Source organism: Geobacter anodireducens, from assembly GCA_001628815.1.
GTDB classification, from domain to species: Bacteria; Desulfobacterota; Desulfuromonadia; order Geobacterales; family Geobacteraceae; genus Geobacter; species Geobacter anodireducens.
Genome location: CP014963.1, coordinates 1539093 through 1563218, shown reverse-complemented (window position 1 = coordinate 1563218; position 24126 = coordinate 1539093). Strand labels below are relative to the sequence as shown.

The window sequence follows — 24126 nt, the reverse complement described above, 5'->3', positions numbered from 1 at the left end:
CTCCCCCAGCACCACAGCCCTGACAACGTCCTTGACTCCGGTGTCTTTCAGGTGCGCCAATGCACGCACCAGCAGATCGATACGTTTGATCGGCTTCAGGTTTGCGGCAATGGCGATCCACACATCCGCCTTGCTTTCACGGAAGAGAGATGGCAGCACAGGTGGCGGCACCGGCAGATCAAGACCGTTGCCGATCACGGTAATCTTGCCGGGCGGCACCTGTTCATGCGCCGCCACATGGTCCTTTATCGCGTGTGCATTTACGGCAATGCCGTCGCACAACCGAAAAACATGGGGACGTATCTTCCTGAACAGTCCGTGATACGCGGGTTCATCACTTCCCAGGCCCAGATCGCGCCTGCTGACAACCAGAGCATGCTGCTTCCTGCTCAAGACTTTTCCAAGAAAACCGGCAAACATCGAGTCTTCGAAAAAAGTCTGGACGATATCGATATTCCTTTCCTTGAGAAGCCGCAGATAGCTAGCCAGCACAAACGGGAAACCGGGAGTCAGAAACCCTCGATATCCAAGGGTTACCACATCACAGGGCAGACGATTAGCGGCCAACCAGGGAGAATCGTGCAGGCAGATCACGAGCGCGTCCATGGGGAGGCGTTTCAGGATGTTGAGCAACTGCTTCTCGGTTCCGGCCTTGTCGGAACTGATGGTGTCAATGAGATATGCGATGCGGACGGTACGTGTCATAGAGAAAAATACCCGTGTTTGAAACCATGAATAGATTACGCAACCGTTCTATTCTGCGCCCACCGTATTCACCACATACTCACCGGAACCCTTGGTGGAAACCACATCGCCCGGGATTCCCACCACCACGCCGTGGTCGGGAACCGGCTTCGTCACCACGCAGTTCGCGCCAACGGCCGCGTGGCTGCCGAGGGTGATGCCGCCGATGATCTTGCTGCCGGGGCCCAGGTAGACGTTGTTCATGATAACGGGGGTGCCGGGATATTTTCCGCCATAGGTGGCGCCGACGGTCACTTCCTGATTGATATTGCAGTTGCGGCCGATCTTTGCCTCGGCATTGACGATGATGCCGCCAAAGTGCCCGATGTAGAGCCCGGGGCCGATGTCGGTGTTGTACGGAATGCTGATGCCGTACTTGTACTGGTAGTGGTTCAGCAGAAAGCGGGAGATCGCGTAGAGGGGCAGCAGGAGCGTGCCCCGGCTCTTCAGGTATTTTGCCGTGCGCATGAGAAACGTGTACCTGAAGCCGGGAATGCAGGCGAAGCTCTTCAGAAACGCGGCCCTGTCGCGCCGGCCGCCGTAGCGGTAGAGATCGGCTGATACCAGATATGTGTAGTCAGACCATTTCATGGCGGTTGCCTTTTCCTATACGTTGAGAAAGTTCTTCACCAGCCCCACGTAGGCTCCGATTTCGGCCGGGTTCTTGGCCAACGCACTCAGAAAAAAACCGTTGGAGCGCTTGCGGTCGATCTTTCGGAACTGATTGCCCCGCCGGCAGTAGGAATAGGCCATGGCCTTCCTGACCACGCTGTCGGGAACGATGCCGGGGTTTTCTTCGAGGAAACGGTCGAAAATCAGATCCGCGCACTGGACGCTCCGCTCCACATTGGAGGTCAACTGCCCCGGGTGACCAATCCGGTAGATGAGCAGGTACTCGTCCACAAAGTCGAATTCGTACTCCCGGGATATCCGCAGCCACAGGTCCCAATCGAGGCCGTTCTTGTATTCGGGGTTGAACATGCCGAATTTGTCGAAACATTCCTTGCGCACCAGGGTGGATGAGTAGGGAATGAAGTTCTCGAACAGGAGGGCGTCGGTCACTCGGCCGGAACGGGGGGTGTAGTACTTGCCCTCCAGTTGCATGTCAAGGGGACGCCCCTCCGCGTCCATGAACCTGATGCGGCTGTAGACCACGCCGATGGAATCGCGGTTGAACAGGCGGACCTGCTTCTCAAGCTTGGTGGGCTCCCACAGATCGTCCGCGTCCAGAAAGGCGATCAACTCGCCGGCGGCGGCCGCAATGCCGTTGTTAGTGGCAATGGCCTGGCCGGTGTTCTTCTGGTTGATGTATCTGACCTTGTCATTAGCGAGGAACCTGGAGATAACCTCGTCGGTGTTATCGGTGGAGCCGTCGTTGACGATCACCAGCTCAAAGTCCCGGTAGGTCTGGTTGAGAATGGACGCCAGGCACCCCTCCAGATAGTTTGCGTAATTGTAACAGGTGACTATGACGCTTACTTTTGGCTGTTTCATGCCGCTCCTGCCTTTCCGATTCAAACTGGGCTGCTATTTCCCGCCCCTGGCGATGGCCATGACCGCAAGCTTTGCCATCGCCTTGTAGGTCCCTAAACAGGCGGGCCTCAGGCTCAATGAAGCCCGGTATTCGGCCAGCGCCTCGCCATAGCGGGCGTTTTCCCGGTAATGATACGCGAGGGCTCCGTGCAGGCCAGCCACCTTGTCAATCAGCCGCTGCTGGGCTGTGGGCGATTTCGGTGCGCTGAGATGCCCGCCAAAGACCCTGAGGCTTCTGGTGAGGATCTTCTCAGCCTTGGAGGTCATGTTGCCGTCGTGCAGGCGACGGTGGTGCCCGATCCTGTTGATGAAGCCAACGGCATGCGTGCGCGCCACCCGCAGGGTAAAATCGATGTCTTCGCTGACTTCCAGGGTTTCGTCGAAGGGGCCGGCCTCGTTAAACAGGCTCTTTCTGAACATCATGGCGGAGCCGCCGATGAAATTTTCCACCAGAAGAGTCTCATAAGCGTCGGTGCTGCTGATCACGTGGGCATCTTCGCCGACCTTCTGTATGGGCAGGCTGTTGAAGATCGGACAGGTGGTGATGTGGCTGGCCAGGATCTCAGTGCCGTGGAAATCGCAAAAATCGGTGAACACAAAGTCCACGCCGGGGTTGCGGTCGAGAAAGTCCATCTGCCACCTGATCTTGCCGGGCATCATGATGTCGTCGGAGTCGAACATGACAATGTATTCGCCGGTTGCATGGCGAATGCCGACATTGCGCGGCTTTGAGCAGCCGCCGCTGTTTTCCTGCCACAGGTAGACGATACCCCGGCCATAGCCTTCAACAACGTCCCGCGTGTTGTCGGTGGAACCGTCGTCCACGACAATCAACTCGAACGGTTCGCAGTCCTGGCTGAAGATGCTGTCCAGCGTCTCCGGCAGAAGGTGGGCGTTGTTGTAGGCCGGTATGATGATGCTCAGTTTAGGCATTATTGACCTCGTGCTGGCCAGGCAGGAGCTTTTTCCCCCTCAGGAGGGGAATAACGGCCAGAAACATCATGGATGCGAGCATGTTGAAAAAGAGCGAAACCACCAGTCCCTCCTTCATCCTGAACAAGTGAATCAGTTTGCCGGATTTCCATTCTCCCAGAGGGGTGCCCTGCAGGAAGCCGGTCACTCCGGGCAGCAGATATTCCCGGGCATAGACCGCGGGACCGAAATGCTCATAGCGGTTACCGTCCAGCAGAGCAAAGATAATGACGGCTCCGCCCACCATGACCCCGATACGGCGGTATTCAAGGGGAATCCGGTAAAGTCCCTGGGATCTATGGAATATCCAGACCAGGGTGACCGCTTCGATGATCAGCGCCGAATAGGCCGCGCCCGACAGCCCCCACAGGGAGATCAGCGTAAAGGCGAGAGCTATCTTGATCGGGGTGAGCACTGACTTCACATAGGTGAAAATCTTGGTTTCCTTGCGGTAGAGAATGCCGAACGACAGGAACGTGGTGCATCCCGTGAGGATGGTGGTGACGATTTCCACCTGGGCGATCCGCTTGGCTGACCAGAACGACTGAGGTGTCATCAGTTCCAGAATGTCCTGCATGACCACGGCCAGGATGAGCCCGACAAAAATCATGAAGAACAGGTAGCGGGTAAACATCTCGCCCATGACACGGGGCGCGTCTTCCTGTTCGGCGATTTCGATGCTCTTGGTGCGCCAGCTTCTGCCGAAGGGAATGTTGATCAGCAGATTCAGCAGCGGCGCGAACTTGTAAGCCATCTCCAGGACGCCCATCCCTTCGAGCCCGATCAGAAACCGCACCAGAACCCGCTCGGCCTGACGCCCGAGAAAACCGACCAGTTCACCGGGAAGCAGGGGCAACTGGAACCTGAGCAGGCTCCCGGCAATCTGCCGGTCAAAGCCGAAACCGTGGTCCCTCAAGGCCACCACATGGAATATCAGGGTGCTCACGGCGGCGGACACCAGGGACGAGATGAATACCCCGATCAGGCCGACCTGAAGGATGACCACCAGCCAGATATTGAGGGAGAGGCCGAGAAAGAGACGCACGAGACCGACCGTGGAAAAGAGCAGCGATTTCTGCCGGATAATCAGAAAGGTACTGGCGCTCTGACCGGCCACGTCGATGACGAACGTTACCAGCGCGAGACAGACAAGGGGGTAGTACTCGGCACTGCCCAGGGCGAACCGGCTAATGGGTGAGCTGAAGAGGATGGGCAGCACTACGGTCAGGGCGCTCAAGCCCCACACCAGGCGAACTCCGGTGCCGAGGGCCAGTTCCTTGCGATGGTCCTCCTGCTCGTGGTAGATGCGCAGGATGGCCATCTGGAAGCCGCCGGTGAACAGGACCGTCAGGATGCCGAGGCTGGCATCGATCATGCCGATGACGCCGTATCCCTTTGTCTGGAAGATGTGCGCATAGAAGGGCAGCATCAGGAAGCTGGCAAGCTTTCCGACTATGGTCGCCGCACTGTAGATGGCGGTATGTTTGAATATCTGGCGACCCAGGCCCATGCCTCAATCTCCGTCCCGGCCGGCAGGCAATACGCCCGGCATCAGGAAACGACCTCTATGTCCATCCCCTTTGACACGTAATGCGAATACACCTCGTCAACGCTTTCATGGTTCTTGAGAAGATCTGCCCCGTGAAGGTAAAACGCCTTGATATCGATGCGGTTACCGAAAATTACGGCAAAATTCTCCAGTGCTGAGGAGAAGAACGATGCGATGCACTGGGGCCGACTGCCGCCTACGGTAACGGCATACTCGATCGGAACATCAAATCGCTTCGTTTCGAAGCCGAACTCATTCCGTGCCAGCTCGATATACCTGCCCGACTCACGCGGGTGGGGAATATAGAAGACCGGGCGACCGGAGAAGTACTGCTTCACCTTGGCCAGGTATCGGACGTAGACTTCATGGGTCAGGTATTCCTGCTCCACCAGCGGCTGGGCTATGAACCAGACACCGTCGGAGACTGCCGCCCTGTCGGCGAGCGACTTGAAATAACGATAATCGTTCTTGATGACTCGATCCGGGCCGGAAACTTCGAAATCATAGCTGGTGAAAAAGGTAAGCGAGTCGACACCGGTCCCGTCCCACTCCACCAACTTGTCGCGAAGCATACTTTTCAACGACTTAGCCGGTTCATCCCCGAGGCACCGGGGCCGGCGTTGTGTTCTTCAATCCTCTGCCTGCCGATTTCGAGGGTATCCGTTCCCACATCGATCAGGAACAGCCTGTTGTGATCGACATTGTTGGCGATGTGCCTCATATGAATGTCGTAATACCGTCGATAACTGCCCAACACAAGATTGTCAACCCTGCCCAACGACTGGCACATGTTATTGATGACCTTTTTCTTGACTGATCGATCCAGCGTCAGGTAAAGCTCCTGCATCCTTTCATAGACATTCTTCGGCGGATGAAGTCCGAAATCACTGTTGGTCAATTTATAGCGAAAAGGGATGTACCTGACTTCCTTCCACTGGTTCTTGTCAATAATTCTTTCATAGCTTTCCTTGCTGAAAAGCCCCGACAACAATACAATGATGACATTGTCTTCAAACTTGAAATGATGGACCGCCTCTATGGCATTCATTACCTGAAATGGCGATTCTATTACAAATACTGTCATAACGTGCTCCGGTGCATGTGGGGATCCTTCTTCAATCAGGCAGTTGTTGCCGAGCCCGGGAATTGCTTCAGATATGTCACATTATCCCAACAGTTCTTCGATTTTTCCTCAGCCCATAGCTTCAGCTGGTTCCTCAGCCCATCTCCTTGCGCGATGTAGCTCATGAGCTGCTGTCCCATTCGTTCCTTCTCCTGATCGATGCTCAAGGCGTCAAAGGTGCACGATGCCAGCCCCGACATTTCGATCAGAGCCTGCATTTTGAAGGTCTTGGACGATATGGGAACAACCGGAGTCCCGCCGCGCAAGGCGAAAATACTCGGATGCCATCTCCCTCCACGTAGGCCTGGGCATTGCCGATGATGTCGACGGCCTGCTGCACCGGCGTCGTCAGGCCCACCAGGGGCAAATTCAACTGCTGGGCAATGGGACGGAAGACCGCCTGATCTACAATGTCCGAGACGGTGAGGACAATCTGCCCCCGGTAGATGGAGCCGATATGGGTTACCAGCGCCGCAACGCGCTCGATCAGCTCCTGAGGCGTGCCGTTGTACGAGAAAATGGACGAGCCGCCGATACAGAGGTAGGGCTCCGCCGGGTTGAAGCAGGCCGTATCGGGCCACACGTCGAAATAGGTAGGGCGTTGGGCAACGGGCAGCCAGTCAGCCAGGGGCACGGGCTTGAACAGGAATGCCGTGTCGGCGCTGAATCTGCCGCGGCACAGAGAGGTACAGCGCTGGGCTGAAATGGGATCGCGGAACACCACGTCATCGAACAGCGGGTAGACATTCTCGGCCATGGCGCGCAGTGTGGGGTGATCGAAATCCGCGGTGTGATTCACCATGATCACCGGCTTGCCGAACCGCTTTTTGATCAGGTAGCTCAGAAACAGTTCGGCCCGCGCAATTCGGGTATTGCCCACCATGCAGCCGTCGCCGTGGATCACCGCCAAGTCAGCATCTTCGATCATCCTCACCAGGGACGAGCGGACATGGGGGTCCCTCAGGACCATATCGGCGGCGCTCTCGAACTGGTCCCACGAAGCAGGTATCATATCGTCGCTGCCGGCAGCGGGCAAAAGCCTGTCAATCAGCATCCTGGCCTTGGTAACCAGCGGTGGGATGAACTGCTTGACGATTTTCTGCGTCAGGCTCTCCGTCGGATCGCGTTGCTTGTACAGCAGGGAAAACTTGAGATCATCCTCGGTTACCGCACCGATGATCCGGGCACCGCTGGCGCAGATCATCTTCCTGAGGGCGATGGCGGCGGCCCGGTCTCCCCAGTTGTGGTTACTCGTGGAGTCATTGATGAAGAAGACTTTCATACGCCGGCCCCCACGACGTCACGGGAGGAAAGGTCCGCCGCCTGCTCGACCAACAGGCCGGCGGCGGCCAGTTTGTCAATTATCGGGTAGAGCCGGTCAACCGGCGCCTGAATGGTGTTGCTGATGTCGATCAGGTCTTTGGTTCCGTCCGCGTAGGCGAGAACGTTAAGCATATCGGCCACTTGGCTGTGGGAATCCCTGGTGCCCACGGTGGGGAACAGCCCTCTCCTGCCGAGTTGGGGTTCGCCGAGGCACGTTGCCCGGTAGACGCGGTTGTTTTCCAGAAGTTCGAGACAGTCCCGCACCGCCGAAAATCCCCCCTGCAGGCCAGCCGGCGTCACCAGGTCCAAATTGTCCAAGGAGGTATGATACTCCGGGTACTCGCGGTATTTGGAACGCATGACCGACACCACCGGGAGGTCGACCCCCGGGCTGCAGTACTGGCGCTCGTCACTGCCGCGGTCCAGGAAGGAGTACCTGATGAAGTCCGGATGCTTGTGCCCCAGGATGTTCAGGGCGGCCCTGTCGGCCAGGGTCGAACCGCTTCGCGAGGGAAGGAAGGAATAGGCCCGGTCGTCGCCGATGCAGGTCAGGTTGAACCCGGCCACGATGTTCTCCTTCATTCTGTCCAGATTCCTGCTCAGATAGGTCAGAGAGCCGATCGTCTCGGGAATGAAGACGATGCGGTAGGTGAACCGGCGCGGCCGGCTCATGATCCACCTGGCCAGCATGGTTGCCACCACCGGCCCCGACAGCTCATTGTTGGCCATGGACGGGTGGCAGACATACGTTGAAAGGAAGATCTCCCGGTCGGTCTCCCCCGGAATGATCAACTCACCATAGGTCAGATGGCCGTCTTTCAGTTCGCTGTCGATGAAGACCCGGTATTCGCCGTCGGGAAGGCCGGAGCGCTGGCGGTGCGTAAGACAGAACCCCCAGCGCTCCTGGTAGTAGGATGTGACGTACGGGATGGCGTCGGGCATGGTTTCCAGCGAATAGAGGTGGTTCTGCAGTTCGGCAAGGCTTATCGTCCTGTCCACCGGCACGGAGTAGCCCACCACGTGGAGGTTGTTACTCCGGAAATCGACGATCCGTTTGCCATTGCTGTCGCTGATGTGGGCGTCGCGGATCGCCCATTCGCGGGGAACGGTCCAATCGAACACCTGCGTGCCTGTAGGGACCTCCACGAGCCGGAGAGGGATCTGCCCCTGGATGGTCCGGAGGGTTTCCCGGACACCGTCGCCGGTAATGCTGCGACAGAGGGGAAACAGCTCTGCCAAGAGCCGGTACATCTCCTCGCCGCAGGTAGTGAAATCAAAGGAAGTGGCATCAATCGTCATACAGTTCAATCCGTCATCGAAGTTTTGAGCTGCGCCGCCTCAGCGCAGACCGCTGTCCAGCCCCTGCCGGAACAGGAGGAAGGATGATTGCCGGTACCGGTTATACACATAGACCGGAAGGGTACTCAGGGCGAAGATCACGAGGGACAGGGCAGTGAGCCCTGCCTCGTCGAACATGGCATCCACCCGCCAGGCCACGGGTCTGAACAGATAGATGACCAGCACGTGCAGGGAAAATATCTGCAGCGAATGTCGGCCGATATATTCGACATACGGCACGAAGAAATCGCGGGGCACGTTCTGGAGCATCTGGCGGAGCAGCACCATGAGAAAACAGAAGTTCAGCAGGCGATGTATCGGCAGCTTGCTCCTGTCGACCAATAGCGAGTGATTGACCGCCAGGTCGGAATGCCTGAAGGCGAAAAATACAAGGCAGCATACTGCAACGGTAGCCAGCACCATCTTATTGGCGCACAGCCTGTCCAGCCATTGGCCGGATGTGCCGAGGCAGAGACCGAGGGTGAACAGAAACTGCCATGAGATCAGGTTGAAGAAGCCGGTACCATACTGGGCGCCAAAGGAACTGGCAATGAGCTGCATCGGATCGACAAACTGGCCGGCAACCCAGAAACCGAAACTGACGGCCAGGACCGAAACCGCTCCCACCCGGCGCACCAGAAGAAGCAGCGCGGGGCACAACAGCAGCAACCAGGCATAGAGCGGCAGGATATCGAGATAATCACCCTGGTGGAGGAGCACCAGATCGAGCAGGACCGTTTTCAGCGGGGCCACGTCGTAGGGGTGCAGAAGTTCCATCCACGACCGTTGGTACGGTGGAATCAGCAGCGCCAGCAGGGGCAGCAGCAGCGCCACGGCAATGTGGTACCGGTAGATGAGGAAGCTTCTCCTGAAGGTCTTTGTCAGCAACTGCCTGGTGTTGTCCAGGTATCGGCCATAGACCTTGGCGCATATAAATCCCGACAGGAAGACGAATCCTTCCGCAGCCGAGACATACCCCAAGGTCTGTGCCGTGGCCAGCTTCAGGTAGCCCCCCACGTGGTCGATGATCATGATCGCCACAAGCAGGCCACGAATGGTATCAATTCTCCGGTCTCGCTCCATGGTCAGCAGGCTCCCGCCATGCCGCCCGGCAACGGATGGTTGTCGGCGCACGTCACTGTATCTTTCCGCTCCGCACATCTTCCTGGGCCTTCTGGTAGTCCTCGTGCCGCCCCACATCGAGCCAGTACTCCATGATGGGGAAGCTGACCACGGAGCGGCCCTCGTCCAGCAGCTTCTGGATCAGGTCGGTCATGTCGAAGCGCTCCCCCTCGGGAATCAGGTCGCAGACCGACGGTTCCAGCAGATAGATTCCCGCGTTGATGAAGAACGTGAGGGACGGTTTTTCCTTCAGCCCCGTGATCCTGACATCTTCACACTCCACCACGCCGAAGGGGACCTGAACCTCGTATTTCCTGACCCCCACGGTGATCTCGGCGCCGTTCTTGCGGTGGTAGGCGAACATTTCCTGAAACGGAACACCGGTGAGGATGTCGCCGTTCATCACCAGGAAGGGGCCGCTCGCCTTTTTCATCAGCTTGAGCCCGCCGGCGGTGCCCAGGGGATGGTCTTCCTTCAGGTAATTCAGCTTCACGCCGAACGAATCGCCGTCGCCGAAGTGCTCCACGATGCTGTCGGGCAGGTAGTGGGTGGTCAGGTTGACCTCCCTGATGCCCGACCGGCGGAGTTGGTCGATGGTCCGCTCCAACAGGGGCCGGTCACCCACCGGGAGCATCGGCTTGGGAACCTGCTCGGTGAGGGGGAGCAGCCGCTTACCGTAACCTCCCGCCATGACCACCGCCGACAGGTTGAGCTGGTCATCGGCAATGAGATCCCTGCGGAGCAGGAAATCGACGACCCGGCCCGTGTCGTCCACCACCGGCAGGTGGTTGATATCGTGCTGGTTCATCAGCTGGAGGGCCCGGGCTGCCGAAAACGAAGGATCCACCGTCACGGGCCTGCGGCTGGCGATATCCTGGCAGGGGGCATCGAGGGAGACGCCGCGGAGCACGGCCCGGCGGATGTCGCCGTCGGTCAGGAGACCGTGGAGCCGGTCCTCTTCCGCGCAGAGCACCAGCGCGCCGGTCCCTGCCCTGTCCAGTTGGGCGATGGCCTCGGCAATGGAGGCGGAACAGGGAATGACGACGCTGTCGAGCCGGCGTCTGGCCCGGGCGGCCAATTCGTCCTCGGCAACCAGGTCGCGGCGCAACAGGAAATCAACCACCCTCCCCTCGGCGTCCAGCACCGGCAGGTGGTTGATGTCGTGATGGTTCATGAGCCGGAGGGCTTCGATCGGCAGCAGCGGCACGAACGTGATTACCGGCTTCCGGTTGGCGATGTCGCCGCACGGCGCGCTCATGTCGACCGCCTTGAGCAGGGCACGGCGCACGTCACCGTCGGTCAGGAGGCCGTAGAGCTTTCTGTCCGCCGAGCAGACCACGAGGGAGCCGGTCCCTGCCCTGTCAAGCTGGGCGATGGCCTCGGCAATGGGGACGTCGGGAGAAACGACGACCTGTTCGAGAATGGTTTTGGTATCGGAGGTCATGGCTCACTCCTGGTGGCTGGCGGATGATGTTCCATTCCAGTGGCGTCTGGTAACCGTACCGGTCGCCGTGTCCATCACGGCCACGGTCGCAGTGCCCGCAGCGTTGTTGGCGGCAACCCCCACGGCACTCAGGGCGTTCAGGGGGAACGTTTCCTCGTCGAACACATACTGCCAGCGGTGGAAAGGTATCTCGATGTCGAAGTTGTCATAGTGGTACGTTCCGGCCGCCGTTTTGAGGGCAAGCCAGGGCTGCGGGCCAAAGGTCGGCGTTTCGGAACGGACCTCCAGCACGTGGGCCGAATCGCCCACGGCGGTCAGGGTAAGGTCCAGCTCGCAGGGCGGCGGCAGGGGCAGGCCGAACGCGCCGCGCATGGCCTCCAGCGCCTCGGCGAACCGGAACGGGACATCCGGGAACTCGGCGGCAACGCGGCCGAGCAGGTGCAGCACGCCTTCGATGTCGGGCCGCATGTCGCGAAAATCATGATTGGTGAAGGAAAGCACCACGGGTTTGCCGTCCCGGGCCTCACGGAAGGCCTGGCGCACATCGATTTCTGTCATGAGCCTGTACCGCGTGCCCACATTGAGGCAGCGCGCCACCCAGCGGCGGCAGGAGCCGGGCACCTGGTAATCATCGGGCGCGGGGTGGAACGGCTGCCAGTTCACCGGCGCCCGGCGCCAGTCGCCGAACCGCCCTCCCTTGAGACCGAACTGGGCGGTGTCGTCCCCGGTCGGTACCATGGCCTGGCTGGAGAAGTCGAAGGGAATGAACTGCTCCAGGAACCAGTGACTGTCCGGACGGATCACGTGGAACCCGGGCCGATGGGCAGACGGGAACCAGTTCCGGTCAATGACCCGCCGCGACAGGATCTGGGGCAGGCTGTCCGAATTGGCCCACCAGTGGGTGGCGCAGCGATGGGCCTCCCGGCTGAAGGGATGGGGATGGTAGTGGAAATGGAGCCCGTCCCGGGTTGACCCCGTTTCCCGCATGAGCTGCCGGTAGTGGTCGAAGACATTGTGGTATCCCATGTCCCGCCGGCGGGGATTATAATCGTAATCCACATGATCGACGCAGAACCAGTTGTAGACCCATCCACCGCCGAAGGAGTCGCGCATCTTCATGCGGAACTCGTCAGAGAGACATTCGGCCAGCATGGCATCCACCTTGTCCCAGGTATCGTTGTAGGCAAGGAGATGAGGGTCCACCACCTTCATCACCGCCGACTCGATCCCGCCCAGGTCCACCTCGCCGGCCTGCAGGCGGCGCAGCAGTGCGGAGCTCGGCTCCAGATCGAGCTTGAAGATCGATTTCAGACGATCGAAGGTTGCCTCGGTCGATTCGTGCAGAGGTCCTTCGGTATCGATGCAATGAACGACATACACGGTTTCAGACATCAAGCTCACCTCTGACATTCATGCGGCACATGCCGCCCATCCCGTGCTCTGGCCGCAGCGGACCCATCACACCAGATCCTCCCAGCGGATAACGTCATCTTCCTGCATGTCCCGGGCCAGCTTGCGGCCGAGGGCATAGTTCATCTCGGCGGGGGAAATGCCGGTGCCGGGACGCTTGGCGTCCAGGTCGGCTTCGACGAGGACATGGCCTTGGGGAAGGGCGCGGCGGGTTACCAGGCTCCGCCTGAATTTCTTGCGTTTCTCCATCTCGCTTCGGTAACGATTCGCTTGCCGCCGCCGAGCGCTATCCGGATGTTTCTCCCCTCCTCCACGATGGTCCGCAACTCGGCCGGCGTGGCGGAGATGGCGTGATCCCATCCTTCCATATCCTGGTCGAGGGTGAAGTGCTTCTCGATTACACAGGCTCCCAGGGCAATGGCCGCGAGGGGGATGGCTGTACCCATGGTGTGATCGCTGAACCCGACCGGGACATCAAACGCCTGCTGGAGCGTGGCCATGTTGCGCAGATGGATCATCTCGTAGTCGGGCGGATAGATTGATACACAGTGCAGCAGCACGATCTGATCGTTACCTTCGGCACGCACGGTTTCAACGGCCGCCTCGATTTCCGCCAGGGTTGCCATACCGGTCGAGAGCAGCATCGGCCGCTGCTTGCGTGCCACGTACTTCAGAAACGGCAGGTGAACGATATCCATGGATGCAATCTTGTAGAACGGCACGTCCAGCGATTCCAGCAGATCGGTCTCTTCCGGCGAAAAGGGGGTGGAACAAAAGGCTATCCCACGCTCCAGGCAGTAGGCATGGGCTTCCTTATGCTGCTCTGCCGTGAACTGATAGGCTTTCACCATGTCCCACAGGGAGCCGAAATGACGCTTTTTGTCGGAGTACTCGGTGTTACGCTCATATTCCTCCCGGGCGATGAGCGACTTTTCCGTCCACGACTGGAACTTCACGGCATGGGCGCCGGCCTCGGCCGCGGCATCGATCAGCTGACGGCAGAGGTTCATGTCTCCGTTATGGTTGGAACCGATCTCGGCAATTACATAGGGGTGAGTATCCGTCCCAACCGGCACATCTCCGAATTTCACGCTGTTCATTGTATCTCCTTTTCATGCGTCCACAGGTCCTGCAACGCGGGATAAGCAACAGTTGACCACCAGAGCGGCGCCGGCTCAAGCTCGTTCAGGGCCTTGACATACTGCTCGAGCCTCGGCGGCTGGAGAACGACGCGGTGATAGAATTGTTCGACGTCGCGGGCCACCTGCTCCACGGCGGCACGACGGTCGGCCAGGACGCCTTCCGGCAGCGCGTCCAGAAGGAGCTGGAAATGATGCCTCACCCGCCCGCAGTCGCTGATCACCTGCGGCAGGCCGAAGGGAGGCCTTACCCGCGCCATGTTGGCGCCGTGCTGCCGATAATCCATCCGGATCACGTTGTCGAAGTCCAGCCGGGCTCCCAGCAGCCATGCCCGCGTTGCCAGGTACCAGTCCACGAGCGCCACGTCGGACGGTATGGGCAGGCAGCGGCGCAGCAGATCAGACCGGAAGGCCGTGTTGGACAGTCCGAAAACGTTGTTCCTGGGCAGCACGTCGGCGGGACCGGCCCCGGGCGGCAGCCCGAACACGAGCCCAAGGTCGCCCCCTTCCTGATTCACCAGGCGCAGGGCGCAACCGACAAGGTCGCTTGACCGGAGGGCAAGGCGAGCCGAGGCGACCCGGCTGGGATGAAGGATGTCGTCGCTGTCCACCAGCACTACACCGTCAACCACGTCCACCAAGCGTTCAAAGACCCGCTGTCTGACCTGCGCAGGGGTGTCGCCGGGGGCAGCCGGCACCCACGTGGCACCAGGATCTCCGCCCATGGCGTCGATGGCGGCCTCCACGGTCAGGGAGTCGAGCCCGATCCAGAGCGCAACGTCACGGTCGCTCTGCTCCCGCACGGAGCGATACCAGTCGGGTAGAAAGGGTTCCACGCCGGGATAAATGGTTGTGTACAGCGCCAGAGTCTTAATGGGTCTTCCCTCGCTCATCGGGCCCCGCGGCAGCGGGCAGGTTCAGCGCCGGCTCGCGCTGTCGAGACGAAACAGGATTTCCGCCATATCCCAGTCGTCATAGGTGTCGATATCCAGTCCCCGTTGCCAGGGTATTTCCCACCCCGTCTTCTCCGGGATGTGGTAGGTGCCCTCCCGGCGCAGGACGTCGGCTTTCGCCCACCAGATGGCACCGGTCGGGCAGAAGAGTTCGGGCAGGTCCTGGCTGCGCTGGGTCATGGCCTCCCGGAACAGCGGATCGAGCCGGAACGAGTCGTCCCGGCGCATGGCCCACCAGGGGTTCTGCCAGCCGTAGCGCACCACGGACAACTGTGAATCAGCGCGGGACTCCAGGAACTGACGATGACTGTCGCGCACGTCGGCTGCGGTCTTGAGGGGACAGTTGGGCATCATCTGGCACACGAAGCCATAGCTGGAGCCGTTGGGGTCGAGTTTTACCAGCATGTCCACCGTCGCTGCCGAGACAGGGGTAATATCGTCCGCCAGGGATGCCTCCCGCAGGAACGGGACTTCCGCCCCGTGCCGTTGGGCCACCTCAGCGATTTCCGGGCAGTCGGTGCTGATCACGATCCGCTCGAACAATCCGCTGTCGGCTGCAGCCTCAACGGTGTACGCAATGAGGGGCTTGCCCATGAGCGGTTTGATGTTTTTCCCGGGAACCCGCTTGGAGCCTCCCCGTGCCGGAATCACCGCGATACATGCGTCAGGCATCAGTGTGCCCCCTCCCCGTTCTCATTTGATCCTCCTGGCCGGGCTCCCCACATAGGTACCCGGAACCGTTATGTCCCTCACCACCGTGGAGCCGGCGCCGATCATGCAGTCTTCGCAGATGGAGACGGACTGGATAACCGTAGCCCCGGTACCGATCATGGTGTTGCGCCCAACAACGACCCCTCCGCTGAGGGTTACCCCAGGTGCGATATGGACATTGTCGCCGAGCCGGCAGTCGTGCTCGACCGTGCTGTTCGTGTTGAGGATGCAGGCACGGCCGGTCTCCGTGCCGCTGTTGACCACGACGCCGTCAAAGACGACCGTGCCCGCCCCGAGCGTTACCTCTTCGTTGATCATCGCGTGCGGTGACACGATGACCGGGAAGTCAAAGCCGAGTCCGGCGATGTCGTCCTGCAGGGCAAGTCTCAGCCGGGCTGTATCGATTTTCCCAACGCCGATAACGGCCCCACAGCCGGGATGCGTCCCGAGAACGCCCGGCAGAACACCGTCGCCGCCCAGCCAGGGGATGCCGAGGAGCGGCCCCCGGTCCTGGCGGTCGGTATAGCCTGCCACCTGGTAGCCGGCCTTTTTCAGCACGCTGATGACGACCTTGGCGTGCCCGCCGCCCCCTACCACGACAATGCTAGCCATGGCGCAGCCTGTCGGCGACGAAGTCGATGTCGCGTTCGCTCAGGTTGGCGCTGCACGGAATGCTCAGGGTCGTCTCCAGCATCTGGAACGCCTTTTCTATGCGATAGTTCCGGCAGTCGAGGAAGGGGACCTGCAGATGGTTCAGGTACCAGACCGGACGGGTCTGGACTCCCTCCCCTTTCAGATATTCCATCAACTGCTCCCGGTCCTTGCCATAGACGGCCGGATCTATCTGCAGCGCGTACATCCAGTGGTTGTTGCGGGCATAGGCGGGGCTTTCCGCCAGGATGAGCCCGTCGATGCGGTCGATCCTCTCCTTGTAGGCAAGGTAATTGGCGCGCTTCGCCTCAAGGAACTCGGGGAGCAGTTCCAGCTGGGCCACGCCGATGGCCGCCTGAACGTTGGTCAGGCGAAAGTTGTAGCCCACTTCATTATGGACGTACCTGACCTCGTCATCCTTTGCCTGGGTGGTGAGGTACCTGGCCCGCTCGGCGTATTCGGGGACATCGGTGACGATCATCCCGCCGCCGCCGGTGGTGATGATTTTGTTGCCGTTGAATGAGAAACACCCCATGTCACCCACGGTACCCGTGTGCCTGCCATCCAGCTCGCCGGAGCAGTAGACGGTGCCGAGGCTTTCGGTCGAATCCTCCACCACCTTGATGTTGCGCTCCCGGCAGAGGGCCACGAGCTCGCTCATTCTGGCGGCATTGCCGAAGACATGGACCGGCACGATCGCGGCAATCCGCCGTCCCGTGGCCCGGCTCCAGGTACTGCCGTCCCTGAACTCGGTCTCCTGTTCGAGAAACTCGGCCGTCTTGCGGACGTCGATGTTGTAGTACTCGTCGCAGTCCATGAACACGGGTTCGGCGCCCAGGTATGTAACGGCATTGACCGTGGCGATGAAGGTCAGGGTCGGCACGATGACCTCGTCACCGGCGCAGACTCCCACGATCCTGAGAGCCACCTGGAGAGCCGCCGTTCCGTTCACGCAGGCCACTGCGTGGCGGGAGCCGACGAACGCGGCGAAATTCTTCTCGAACGTTTCAACATACTTGCCCGCAGTCGAAACCCATTCCGTATCCAGACATTCCTTCACGTACTTCCATTCGTTGCCCTTCAGGCACGGTACTGAGAGCGGTATCATGGCAATTCCTCAGATGTTTTGATAAGCCTTCGAATAGGGTTCGGAAATAATCCCGTCCTTGAGAATCCGGTAAATCTCGCGAATCCCGTCGGGCACGGTTCTGGTGATTTCAAATCCCAGCTCGTTCCTGATCTTTGAAAAATCCACCCGGTAGTCGCGCGGGTCTTCCGACCTGCTGACGTAGCGGATTTTCGCGTCGGGAATGACCTTCAGCAGCTCCTCGGCAATCATCGCCTTCTGGTAGTTCTCACGCGTATCGCCCACGCCGAACACGTTATGATCGACAGCCGCGGGATCGCTTTCGAGAACGTGGACGCATCCCCTGGCCAGGTCCTCTACGTGGCAGTAGGGCCGCCAGAACTGCTCGCCGAAAATTTCGAGCTCTTTGCCGAGAGCCACCTCTCTGGTGAATTCATTGACCGTGAGGTCGAAACGAAGCCGGGGAGAAAGCCCGTAAACGGTTGCAAAGCGAAGCGCAGTAGGAATGAAATCCGGCCGGGTCTTGCTTTGCAGCAGATACTGCTCGAATTTGACCTTGAGTTCCGCATAGAGCGACACGGGCTTCAGGGGAGATTCCTCATTGAGGTATCCCTCGCCCGGCATTTTTCCGTAATTGCTGCAGGTGGACGCAAAGATGAATCGCTTGATGCCCCGGGTTTCGCAGCACAGGTCATATAGCTTCCGGGCACCGTGCCAGTTGATGTCCGTAGCCAGTTCCGGCTGTTTGGCGCAGGCCGGGTCCCCGACAATCGCCGCAAGGTGGACAACGGCCCCCACTCCTTCCAGCGCATTCCTGAGGTCCTCATCATTGCGGATGTCGCCTTTGACGAACTCGAAACCGGGATGATTGTAGACCCCGATCAGTGCCTCACCGCCGAATGAAAGGTTGTCGAAGCCCTTCACCCGATACCCCTTACCAAGAAGGATCCGCACCAGAACCGAACCGATATACCCTGCAGCCCCTGTTACCAACACACGTTCATGCATGCTTGATGTCTCCATCATCAGTTGAAGTGCCGGCGAAAACTTCACGCCGAGTGCCCGCCGGCTGACCATGTCGCCAGCCGGTCGTAGATACCTTGATATTTCTGAGCCATTGCAATGGCCGAATAGTTTGCCTCAAGCCGTTGCCTCGCCACCGCGGCCATGTCCCGCGCCCCCGCCTCGTCGGCGATGATGTGCTTGATGCCAGTCGCCAGATCCCCGGCAGAAGGAGCGGGCACCAGAACCCCCGCTTCGCCCTCCTGCAGCACTTCGGGCACCCCCCCTACCCGTGTGGCCACAATCGGAACCCCGGCCAGCATGGCTTCAAGAATGACCATTGGAAGCCCTTCTGTCAGGACGATAGGACAAAAACCCGAAACAGAGGAAGATAGCAGCCGGCATCCGGCACATACCCCGGCAACAGCACCCGTTCTGTCAGCCCCAGTTCCCGGATCTTCGCCTCAAGTCCGCCCCGCGCCTCCCCCTCCCCCAGGATTACCAGACGGATATCGATGGTGCTCCGCCACCTCCCTGACCGCGTCCAGCAGGATATCGAACCCCTTTTCCGGGGACAAACGGCCGATGGCGCCCAGGGTGATGCCTCCCCGGCAGAACTCCACGATCCGGGGGTCAAGGGGCGCCGCCCGCCGGTCGGCCTCTCCGATGAGCGGGATGCCGTTAGGCACCACGTGGACGCTGGGAAGATCGATCTTCTGGCGCATGGCGCCGTTCACCATCACCACTGCATCGACGAAACGCAGGCTCAGCCGGTCGAGCCATTCGTAGAGGCCCATCCGGTCCATCCCGCCGGTCCAGGTCCAGCCGTGGAGGGTGGCGACCATGGGCACGCGGCGCACTGCCCGCGGCATGAAGCCGAACAGGATATTCCCCTTGTAGCCGTGGGAATGGAGCACGTCGCAGCCCTCGTGCCAGGCGAAACGAAGCACGCGGAAAGCGCCTGCAATGTTCGGCCCCGGCCTCATGCGAAACCTCTCCACCCGCAGCCCCCGCCGCGTTGCCTCCGTTTCCAGCGGCTTTTCACCGATCCGGGGTTCACCGATACTGGCGATGACCGGTTCGAACCCCATGGCGGCCTGCTCGGCAGCGAGATTGAGGAGCATGATCTCGGCCCCGTACAGGCCATCGCTGTCGATGACGTGCAAAACCTTCATGCTACCCCTTCCGCGGCGTCCAGACGATCTGTTTCTCCCCCCTGAGGAATTTGCCGAAGGCGTGGGCGGCGGCAAGGTTCAGCAGGAAAAAGTAGCGGGCCAGGGTGCAGAGCCGGCAGCCCTTGCCGGTCCGCTCCAGGTAGGGCATGGTAACCGCCGCAAAATAGCCGGCACTCTGGAGGAGAAACAGGGCCACATACCAGGTCCCCTGGCCCAGCAGGGCCAGGTTGGAGACATAGGCGGCCACCAGAAACAGGAAGCAGAGGTAGCGCAGGGCCTTGTGCGACCAGAGCTGCCAGGCGAACAGGGGATCGTGCCACGGGGCCAGGAGCTTTCTCATGTCGAACAGGGCCCAAAACGCCCGCAACGAGACGCGGACCCGCATCCGGTACTCGTCGCCGGCCTCCTTGAGCGACGGCTCCCACAGGAGCGCTTCGGGTTCGTACACGACGCGGTACCCCTGCTCGACAACCTTGAGCGGCTGGACGAAATCCGGGAGCTGATCGGCATTCATTGGGCGGTAGAGCCGCTTGCGCATGGCATCGACCCCGCCGTCCACCCCGACCACCGATCCGATGCGGCTCTCGATGACGCGCAGGAAGTTCTCGTAGCGCATGTAGGTGCTGCACCCCTCGCCGATGGTGGTGCCGTCAGGGTTGGCATACATCATCCGGCCGGTCACGTAGCCCACCTCCTCGTCGGCAAAGTTCGCCACCAGGTGGCGCAGGCCCGACGGGGCATAGAGGGAGTTGGCGTCGGAGAAGACGATGATCTCGCCCCGCGCCTGGGGAATCGCCAGGTTGAGGCCGCTCGTTTTGCCGGCGCGGGGCTCCTGGCGGATCAGCCTGACGTTTCGCACGGCATACATGCCGACAATCTCGTCGGTCTGGTCGGTGGAGCCATCGGAGACCACGATGATTTCAAGGCGGTCCCGGGGATAGTCCAGTGCCAGCTTGTTCTCGATGGTGGCGCCGATGACGTCTTGCTCGTTGTACGCGGCAATGACGATGGTGACCATGGGCTCGATGGAGCCCTTGCGAACCGGACGTCCCGCCACCAGGCCGAGCGCGGCGGCCAGCACCGGGTACCCCCCATACACGTAGAACACCATGAAGAGCGATATGAGCAGCACCAGTTCGGTCATTATCTCGTCTCCAACGGGCCGGCTCCTGCCGCGTAGCGGTGGAAGGAGGGATAAAACGCCTCGACGAAATCCGCGATACGCACCAGGGAACGGTCGGTCGAATCACCGGCGACCGGCGTGCTGATCCGCACGAAGGCGTTATTCTCCCCCGAGCCGAACAGGCGGTCGCGAACCATGTGAACTTTCTGGGCCAGGGTGGTGGAAGCGGTTTTGTCGTTCGTCTGGAACCAGTAGACGACCTGCTCCCGCTGGCCGTCACGCTCGACGATCATGGATGAGTAATTCACCCGGAGCTCGGGTGAACCGGCCAGGCGCAGTTGCCCCTCATTGCGCTCCGCGATGCGCCACCCCTGTCCGTTGAAGCAGACGAGGGGATCGTGGGCGGCCCCCACTTTCCCGGCAGTGTGGTAATAGCCGATGTACAGGGTCACCACGGCCCCGTCACGGACGAAGCTCCGGTAGAGATAGTCATCGAGCTTGAGCTCTTCGACGACGCGGGGTTCCAGAGGCTGATCGCCCAGCGCGTTCCAGCCTGCCACACGCACGAATCCGGAGCGCAACGGCACGCCCGAACCATTCGCCGTCACGGCCTGGGAACGGCCATGGATCATAAACGCCGTAACCGCGAGCAGAACGCAGACGGCAACCAGTCTCGTGCAACTCACCGATCGCATAGCGACAACCCCTTCCGGATCAGCAGAAACAGGCCGAACGACACCACGAACAGGGCCAGGCCGAGGACGGTATGGGCGGTACCCTCGGCAAGATCGATGTTCAGATAATGAAACACGACCACAAGCACGAATACCCGCAGGATGTTCACGGCAACGGCAATGGGAATGCCGGATACGAACAGCGTGGCCCGCAGGAAATTCGACCTGAGAGAGAAGTAGCCCAGGACCGCGCCGAGGGTCAGCAGGGCCATGATGGAGCGGAGACCGCTGCAGGCCTGCACGACCTCGAATGTTCCCCGGGCGAGGTGAATGACGTTGCCTTCACGATACACCGGGATGCCCGTTGCCGCTGCCAGCCCCACCGCCAGTTTGCTCACGATGAGCTGAAGCGGGATAGTGAGGGCCGCATAGATCTGCGCAGGGATCGGAATCATGAACAGGAGCAGTGCCAGGGGGAACAGGGCCTGGCAATAGACGCGGAAACCGAACAGGTACATTACCGTGCCCCACAGAAAAGCGACCATGGACAGGGCGGCCAGGGTCGCGATGCCAGCAACATGGGCGAACAGATAGGCCGCGAGAGACAGGACCACCAGCGCCAGTCCACCCAGGGAACCGGCGGAACCGGGGCGGGAGAAGACCTCCCGTTTCTGCCAGAGGATAAAGGCCGACAGCGGAGCGATCAGAAATCCGTGGGAATAGTCCTCGGAGCCGGACCATGCCTGCACCAGTCCGGTTATCACCGGCAGAAACGCCGCCACAAAGGCGCAGCAGAACAGGGCAAGCAGTCCGAGCCTGGCCCCGGCGCTCTTACCACCCATGGATATGTTCCTGTTCGTGGTTATTTCGTTCGTGGTCATGGTTCAACCGTCCCAGCGGCCAGAAGCTCCATCACGGGGGTGAAGCGGAATTCTCCCAGCAGTCGGCGGAACCGCTCTTCGGTCCGGTGCAGGTTCAGGTAATGCCGAAACCGGCTCTTGGCCGGAGCACCGGCCATTCTGGGCTGGTCGGGGTCCATCTCCCAGGGATGGAGATAGAAGATGAACGACCGTTTCTCCCGCCGATTGATGCGCCGCAGCCCCCACCGGGTGAAGGCATAGGGGAAAAAGCGGAAATAGCCGCCCCCGGCAATGGGAATGTTCCTGCCGCCGAGGGTAAGGGTGGTTATCGGCATTTCAAGGATGGACGGCATCTGGCCGGTGATGCCGTCTTCTCCGCCAGGGGCGGTTGCGGCCGGTTCCCACCCGTCCTTGTCCTTCACGACCCGAAAGGGGTGGCTCGGCCAGTCGGGGATGCCGTAGAGGTCATGGCGGACGGGAAAGACGCTGGAGTCGTAACGGTAACCGGCGTCGAGCAGTTCGTCGAAGGCCCAGAGGACTTTTCGTGAGATCGAATAGCTGGGCGCGCGGTAACCGTGGACGGGGCTGCCGGTGAGATTCTCGATCAGCGCCTTGCTTCTGCGGATGTCGGCCCGGAATTCCTGCCTGGTCTGGGTAGAGACCCGGCGATGGCCGTAGCCGTGGCTGGCAACCTCGTGGCCCCGCCGGGCTATCTCTTTCACCAGCTCCGGCGCGCGTTCCGCCACCCAGCCGAGGACGAAGAACGTGGCCTTGACGCCCCCGGCATCAAGCATGTCGAGGATACGGGACGTATTCCTCACCACCCGAAGGGGAAAGCGGTCCCACTGCTCCGGAGGAGAACATTCCTCAAAGGCGCTTACCTGGAAGTAATCCTCCACATCTATGGAGAGCGCGTTACGCACTAGAAGACCTTCCTGATCTCCACCATCGCCCGGTTGACGGTGTAGTTGTCTGCTACGATCCGGGGGGAGTGGTAATCGATGTAGCGGTAGGTGCCCCCCAGGGAGAACCCTTCGCCCAGTTCGTAGCGAAGGCCTGCGTCCACGAAGAATTTGCGGGTATAGGCGTCAAGCTGGTTCTGCTCGTAACGTTCGGCAGCGAAGCCAAGGGTGCCGGTAAGGCGCTGGGTGAGCTCATGGTGCAGGGTGAAGCCGCCGCCGTACCGTCTGGTTTCCCGCTCATCGGTTGCGGTATTGACGAAGTCCGAGTAGGAAGCGTTCAGGGTCAGCGCCCCGCGCTTCAGGGGCATATCGAATACGGCCGAGTAAAAGGTTTCCTCCGTGGAGGCGCGCAGGGGGTCTTCGCTGTACTGGACGCCGGTGGACAGCGTAACGGTGAAGGAATCAAAGACGTGAGTGAGCCCGGCATTCCAGATGGGGTTGGTAAAGGTATCCCCATGCCGGTAGGAGATGCGGGAAGCACCGCCGTTGGCGAAGACGAAGCTCTTGTCGGCGTACTCGTAGCGCCCGCCCACCATGGCCTCGTGGCGGTTCAGGTCCGCGACCGCGGTGTCCTCGATCACGTAGGAGTACGTGCCGGTCAGGGAAAGCTGCTTGGTCATCTCATAGCTGAGGTCGGCAAAGGCGCGGTGCTCGGTCTTGTCGATGCCGGACGGGTCCTTGTACCAGGTATTGGTATAGCGGTATCCCCCCTTGATGGTGTAGTGGGGGATGGTGCTGATGACGAAATAGGGCGAAGCGGTGACGATGTTCTGGTCCGACTGGTTGCGGAACAGGCTTTCGTTGCTGGTGTCGCGGGAAACGTCGAGGGAGACACGCTTGTAGGTATCGCTGGCCTCCAGTAAGAGAAACTCGTCGACGATCCGCGCCAAGCCCCGGGCATCCAGGTTGTGGGTGGTGTCGTCGCTGCGGCTGTTGCGGGCATAGTAGCGGTAGTCGTAGTTGTAGGCCACGGAGAGGTCCAGGACGGAGGCCTTGTAATCGAGTGAAAGCCCCGGAAGCAGGCGGGTAATGAAATCATAGCGCTTCCCCTCGGCCGTTTCGAACACGTTGTCGGTGAACTCCTCACTCACGGTTATGTTGGGGGTAACCCGGAAATCAGCGGCATGGGCTGGAAACGGAACGAGCGCGGCGCATGCACAGCAGATGAGAAGCGGGGCTGCCTGTTTCATGGTTCTCTCCCTTGAGTTACTAGTCATTACATTGCACAGGG

Annotated in this window: 21 protein-coding genes and 3 pseudogenes; 1 reads left to right on the top strand and 23 read right to left on the bottom strand. The window is 60.4% G+C overall.

Annotated elements, in window-relative coordinates; translation table 11 throughout:
• Positions 1–51: 51 nt before the first annotated feature.
• Positions 52–735: a hypothetical protein gene (locus tag A2G06_07075; protein ID ANA40112.1), complete on the top strand. Its 684-nt coding sequence runs from the start codon at positions 52–54 to the stop codon at positions 733–735.
• A gap of 18 nt (positions 736–753) precedes the next feature.
• Here the strand turns inward: A2G06_07075 and A2G06_07070 are convergent, their stop codons facing one another.
• The 23 genes and pseudogenes from A2G06_07070 to A2G06_06960 form a co-directional block, all read right to left on the bottom strand.
• Positions 754–1335 carry a serine acetyltransferase gene (locus A2G06_07070; protein ANA40111.1) on the bottom strand — a complete coding sequence of 194 codons (582 nt, stop codon included), beginning with the start codon at positions 1333–1335 and terminating at the stop codon, positions 754–756.
• 15 nt (positions 1336–1350) lie between these two features.
• Entirely contained in the window at positions 1351–2238 is an 888-nt protein-coding gene (locus tag A2G06_07065) for a glycosyl transferase (GenBank protein ID ANA40110.1), read from the bottom strand.
• 33 nt (positions 2239–2271) lie between these two features.
• Positions 2272–3210, bottom strand: a complete 939-nt coding sequence (locus tag A2G06_07060) for a glycosyl transferase (GenBank protein ID ANA40109.1) — start codon at positions 3208–3210, stop codon at positions 2272–2274.
• Entirely contained in the window at positions 3203–4759 is a 1557-nt protein-coding gene (locus A2G06_07055) for a hypothetical protein (GenBank protein ID ANA40108.1), read from the bottom strand. Before A2G06_07055 ends, A2G06_07060 begins: the two co-directional genes overlap by 8 nt.
• A 41-nt stretch (positions 4760–4800) precedes the next feature.
• Positions 4801–5370 (bottom strand): hypothetical protein, encoded by a 570-nt coding sequence (locus A2G06_07050; GenBank protein ANA40107.1) that lies wholly within the window; start codon positions 5368–5370, stop codon positions 4801–4803.
• Between the two features lie 5 nt (positions 5371–5375).
• Positions 5376–5882 carry a hypothetical protein gene (locus A2G06_07045; GenBank protein ID ANA40106.1) on the bottom strand — a complete coding sequence of 169 codons (507 nt, stop codon included), beginning with the start codon at positions 5880–5882 and terminating at the stop codon, positions 5376–5378.
• Positions 5883–5917: 35 nt separating this feature from the next.
• Positions 5918–7125, bottom strand: a pseudogene (locus A2G06_07040) (polysaccharide pyruvyl transferase).
• 74 nt (positions 7126–7199) lie between these two features.
• Positions 7200–8543: an aminopeptidase gene (locus A2G06_07035; GenBank protein ANA40105.1), complete on the bottom strand. Its 1344-nt coding sequence runs from the start codon at positions 8541–8543 to the stop codon at positions 7200–7202.
• 39 nt (positions 8544–8582) lie between these two features.
• Positions 8583–9665: a hypothetical protein gene (locus A2G06_07030; GenBank protein ANA40104.1), complete on the bottom strand. Its 1083-nt coding sequence runs from the start codon at positions 9663–9665 to the stop codon at positions 8583–8585.
• A gap of 52 nt (positions 9666–9717) precedes the next feature.
• Complete coding sequence (locus tag A2G06_07025; GenBank protein ANA40103.1) at positions 9718–11148, bottom strand: nucleotidyltransferase; 1431 nt, start codon at positions 11146–11148, stop codon at positions 9718–9720.
• 3 nt (positions 11149–11151) lie between these two features.
• On the bottom strand, positions 11152–12540 hold the full coding sequence (locus tag A2G06_07020) for a hypothetical protein (protein ANA40102.1): 1389 nt from the start codon (positions 12538–12540) through the stop codon (positions 11152–11154).
• A gap of 66 nt (positions 12541–12606) precedes the next feature.
• Positions 12607–13658: pseudogene (locus A2G06_07015) on the bottom strand (polysaccharide biosynthesis protein).
• Entirely contained in the window at positions 13655–14590 is a 936-nt protein-coding gene (locus A2G06_07010) for a hypothetical protein (protein ID ANA40101.1), read from the bottom strand. Before A2G06_07010 ends, A2G06_07015 begins: the two are co-directional and overlap by 4 nt.
• 24 nt (positions 14591–14614) lie before the next feature.
• Positions 14615–15322 (bottom strand): acylneuraminate cytidylyltransferase, encoded by a 708-nt coding sequence (locus A2G06_07005; GenBank protein ANA40100.1) that lies wholly within the window; start codon positions 15320–15322, stop codon positions 14615–14617.
• A gap of 21 nt (positions 15323–15343) precedes the next feature.
• The gene (locus tag A2G06_07000) at positions 15344–15973 is read right to left on the bottom strand and encodes a hexapeptide transferase (protein ANA40099.1); all 630 of its coding nucleotides are present in this window, start codon (positions 15971–15973) and stop codon (positions 15344–15346) included.
• Positions 15966–17120, bottom strand: a complete 1155-nt coding sequence (locus tag A2G06_06995) for an aminotransferase DegT (GenBank protein ANA40098.1) — start codon at positions 17118–17120, stop codon at positions 15966–15968. Before A2G06_06995 ends, A2G06_07000 begins: the two co-directional genes overlap by 8 nt.
• A 9-nt stretch (positions 17121–17129) precedes the next feature.
• Entirely contained in the window at positions 17130–18107 is a 978-nt protein-coding gene (locus tag A2G06_06990) for an epimerase (protein ID ANA41620.1), read from the bottom strand.
• Between the two features lie 41 nt (positions 18108–18148).
• Positions 18149–19276: pseudogene (locus tag A2G06_06985) on the bottom strand (glycosyl transferase).
• 1 nt (position 19277) lies between these two features.
• Positions 19278–20420 carry a glycosyl transferase gene (locus tag A2G06_06980; protein ID ANA40097.1) on the bottom strand — a complete coding sequence of 381 codons (1143 nt, stop codon included), beginning with the start codon at positions 20418–20420 and terminating at the stop codon, positions 19278–19280.
• Positions 20420–21094, bottom strand: coding sequence for a sugar ABC transporter substrate-binding protein (locus A2G06_06975; protein ID ANA40096.1), 675 nt, complete (start codon positions 21092–21094; stop codon positions 20420–20422). Before A2G06_06975 ends, A2G06_06980 begins: the two co-directional genes overlap by 1 nt.
• Positions 21082–21954, bottom strand: a complete 873-nt coding sequence (locus tag A2G06_06970) for an exosortase A (GenBank protein ID ANA40095.1) — start codon at positions 21952–21954, stop codon at positions 21082–21084. Before A2G06_06970 ends, A2G06_06975 begins: the two co-directional genes overlap by 13 nt.
• Positions 21951–22856 (bottom strand): polysaccharide deacetylase, encoded by a 906-nt coding sequence (locus tag A2G06_06965; GenBank protein ANA40094.1) that lies wholly within the window; start codon positions 22854–22856, stop codon positions 21951–21953. The genes A2G06_06970 and A2G06_06965 overlap by 4 nt, the downstream gene beginning before the upstream one ends.
• On the bottom strand, positions 22856–24085 hold the full coding sequence (locus A2G06_06960) for a hypothetical protein (GenBank protein ID ANA40093.1): 1230 nt from the start codon (positions 24083–24085) through the stop codon (positions 22856–22858). Before A2G06_06960 ends, A2G06_06965 begins: the two co-directional genes overlap by 1 nt.
• Positions 24086–24126 lie beyond the last annotated feature (41 nt).

Bases quoted from the DNA above. Each gene is read 5' to 3' on its own strand.
- A2G06_07070 (ANA40111.1), bottom strand. From the start codon at position 1,335: ATGAAATGGTCTGACTACACATATCTGGTATCAGCCGATCTCTACCGC.
- A2G06_07060 (ANA40109.1), bottom strand. From the start codon at position 3,210: ATGCCTAAACTGAGCATCATCATACCGGCCTACAACAACGCCCACCTT.
- A2G06_06980 (ANA40097.1), bottom strand. From the start codon at position 20,420: ATGACCGAACTGGTGCTGCTCATATCGCTCTTCATGGTGTTCTACGTG.
- A2G06_07065 (ANA40110.1), bottom strand. From the start codon at position 2,238: ATGAAACAGCCAAAAGTAAGCGTCATAGTCACCTGTTACAATTACGCA.
- A2G06_07030 (ANA40104.1), bottom strand. From the start codon at position 9,665: ATGGAGCGAGACCGGAGAATTGATACCATTCGTGGCCTGCTTGTGGCG.
- A2G06_07010 (ANA40101.1), bottom strand. From the start codon at position 14,590: ATGAGCGAGGGAAGACCCATTAAGACTCTGGCGCTGTACACAACCATT.
- A2G06_06960 (ANA40093.1), bottom strand. From the start codon at position 24,085: ATGAAACAGGCAGCCCCGCTTCTCATCTGCTGTGCATGCGCCGCGCTC.
- A2G06_07020 (ANA40102.1), bottom strand. From the start codon at position 12,540: ATGTCTGAAACCGTGTATGTCGTTCATTGCATCGATACCGAAGGACCT.
- A2G06_06970 (ANA40095.1), bottom strand. From the start codon at position 21,954: ATGACCACGAACGAAATAACCACGAACAGGAACATATCCATGGGTGGT.
- A2G06_07000 (ANA40099.1), bottom strand. From the start codon at position 15,973: ATGGCTAGCATTGTCGTGGTAGGGGGCGGCGGGCACGCCAAGGTCGTC.
- A2G06_06990 (ANA41620.1), bottom strand. From the start codon at position 18,107: ATGCATGAACGTGTGTTGGTAACAGGGGCTGCAGGGTATATCGGTTCG.
- A2G06_07045 (ANA40106.1), bottom strand. From the start codon at position 5,882: ATGACAGTATTTGTAATAGAATCGCCATTTCAGGTAATGAATGCCATA.
- A2G06_07055 (ANA40108.1), bottom strand. From the start codon at position 4,759: ATGGGCCTGGGTCGCCAGATATTCAAACATACCGCCATCTACAGTGCG.
- A2G06_07025 (ANA40103.1), bottom strand. From the start codon at position 11,148: ATGACCTCCGATACCAAAACCATTCTCGAACAGGTCGTCGTTTCTCCC.
- A2G06_06995 (ANA40098.1), bottom strand. From the start codon at position 17,120: ATGATACCGCTCTCAGTACCGTGCCTGAAGGGCAACGAATGGAAGTAC.
- A2G06_06975 (ANA40096.1), bottom strand. From the start codon at position 21,094: ATGCGATCGGTGAGTTGCACGAGACTGGTTGCCGTCTGCGTTCTGCTC.
- A2G06_07005 (ANA40100.1), bottom strand. From the start codon at position 15,322: ATGCCTGACGCATGTATCGCGGTGATTCCGGCACGGGGAGGCTCCAAG.
- A2G06_07050 (ANA40107.1), bottom strand. From the start codon at position 5,370: ATGCTTCGCGACAAGTTGGTGGAGTGGGACGGGACCGGTGTCGACTCG.
- A2G06_07035 (ANA40105.1), bottom strand. From the start codon at position 8,543: ATGACGATTGATGCCACTTCCTTTGATTTCACTACCTGCGGCGAGGAG.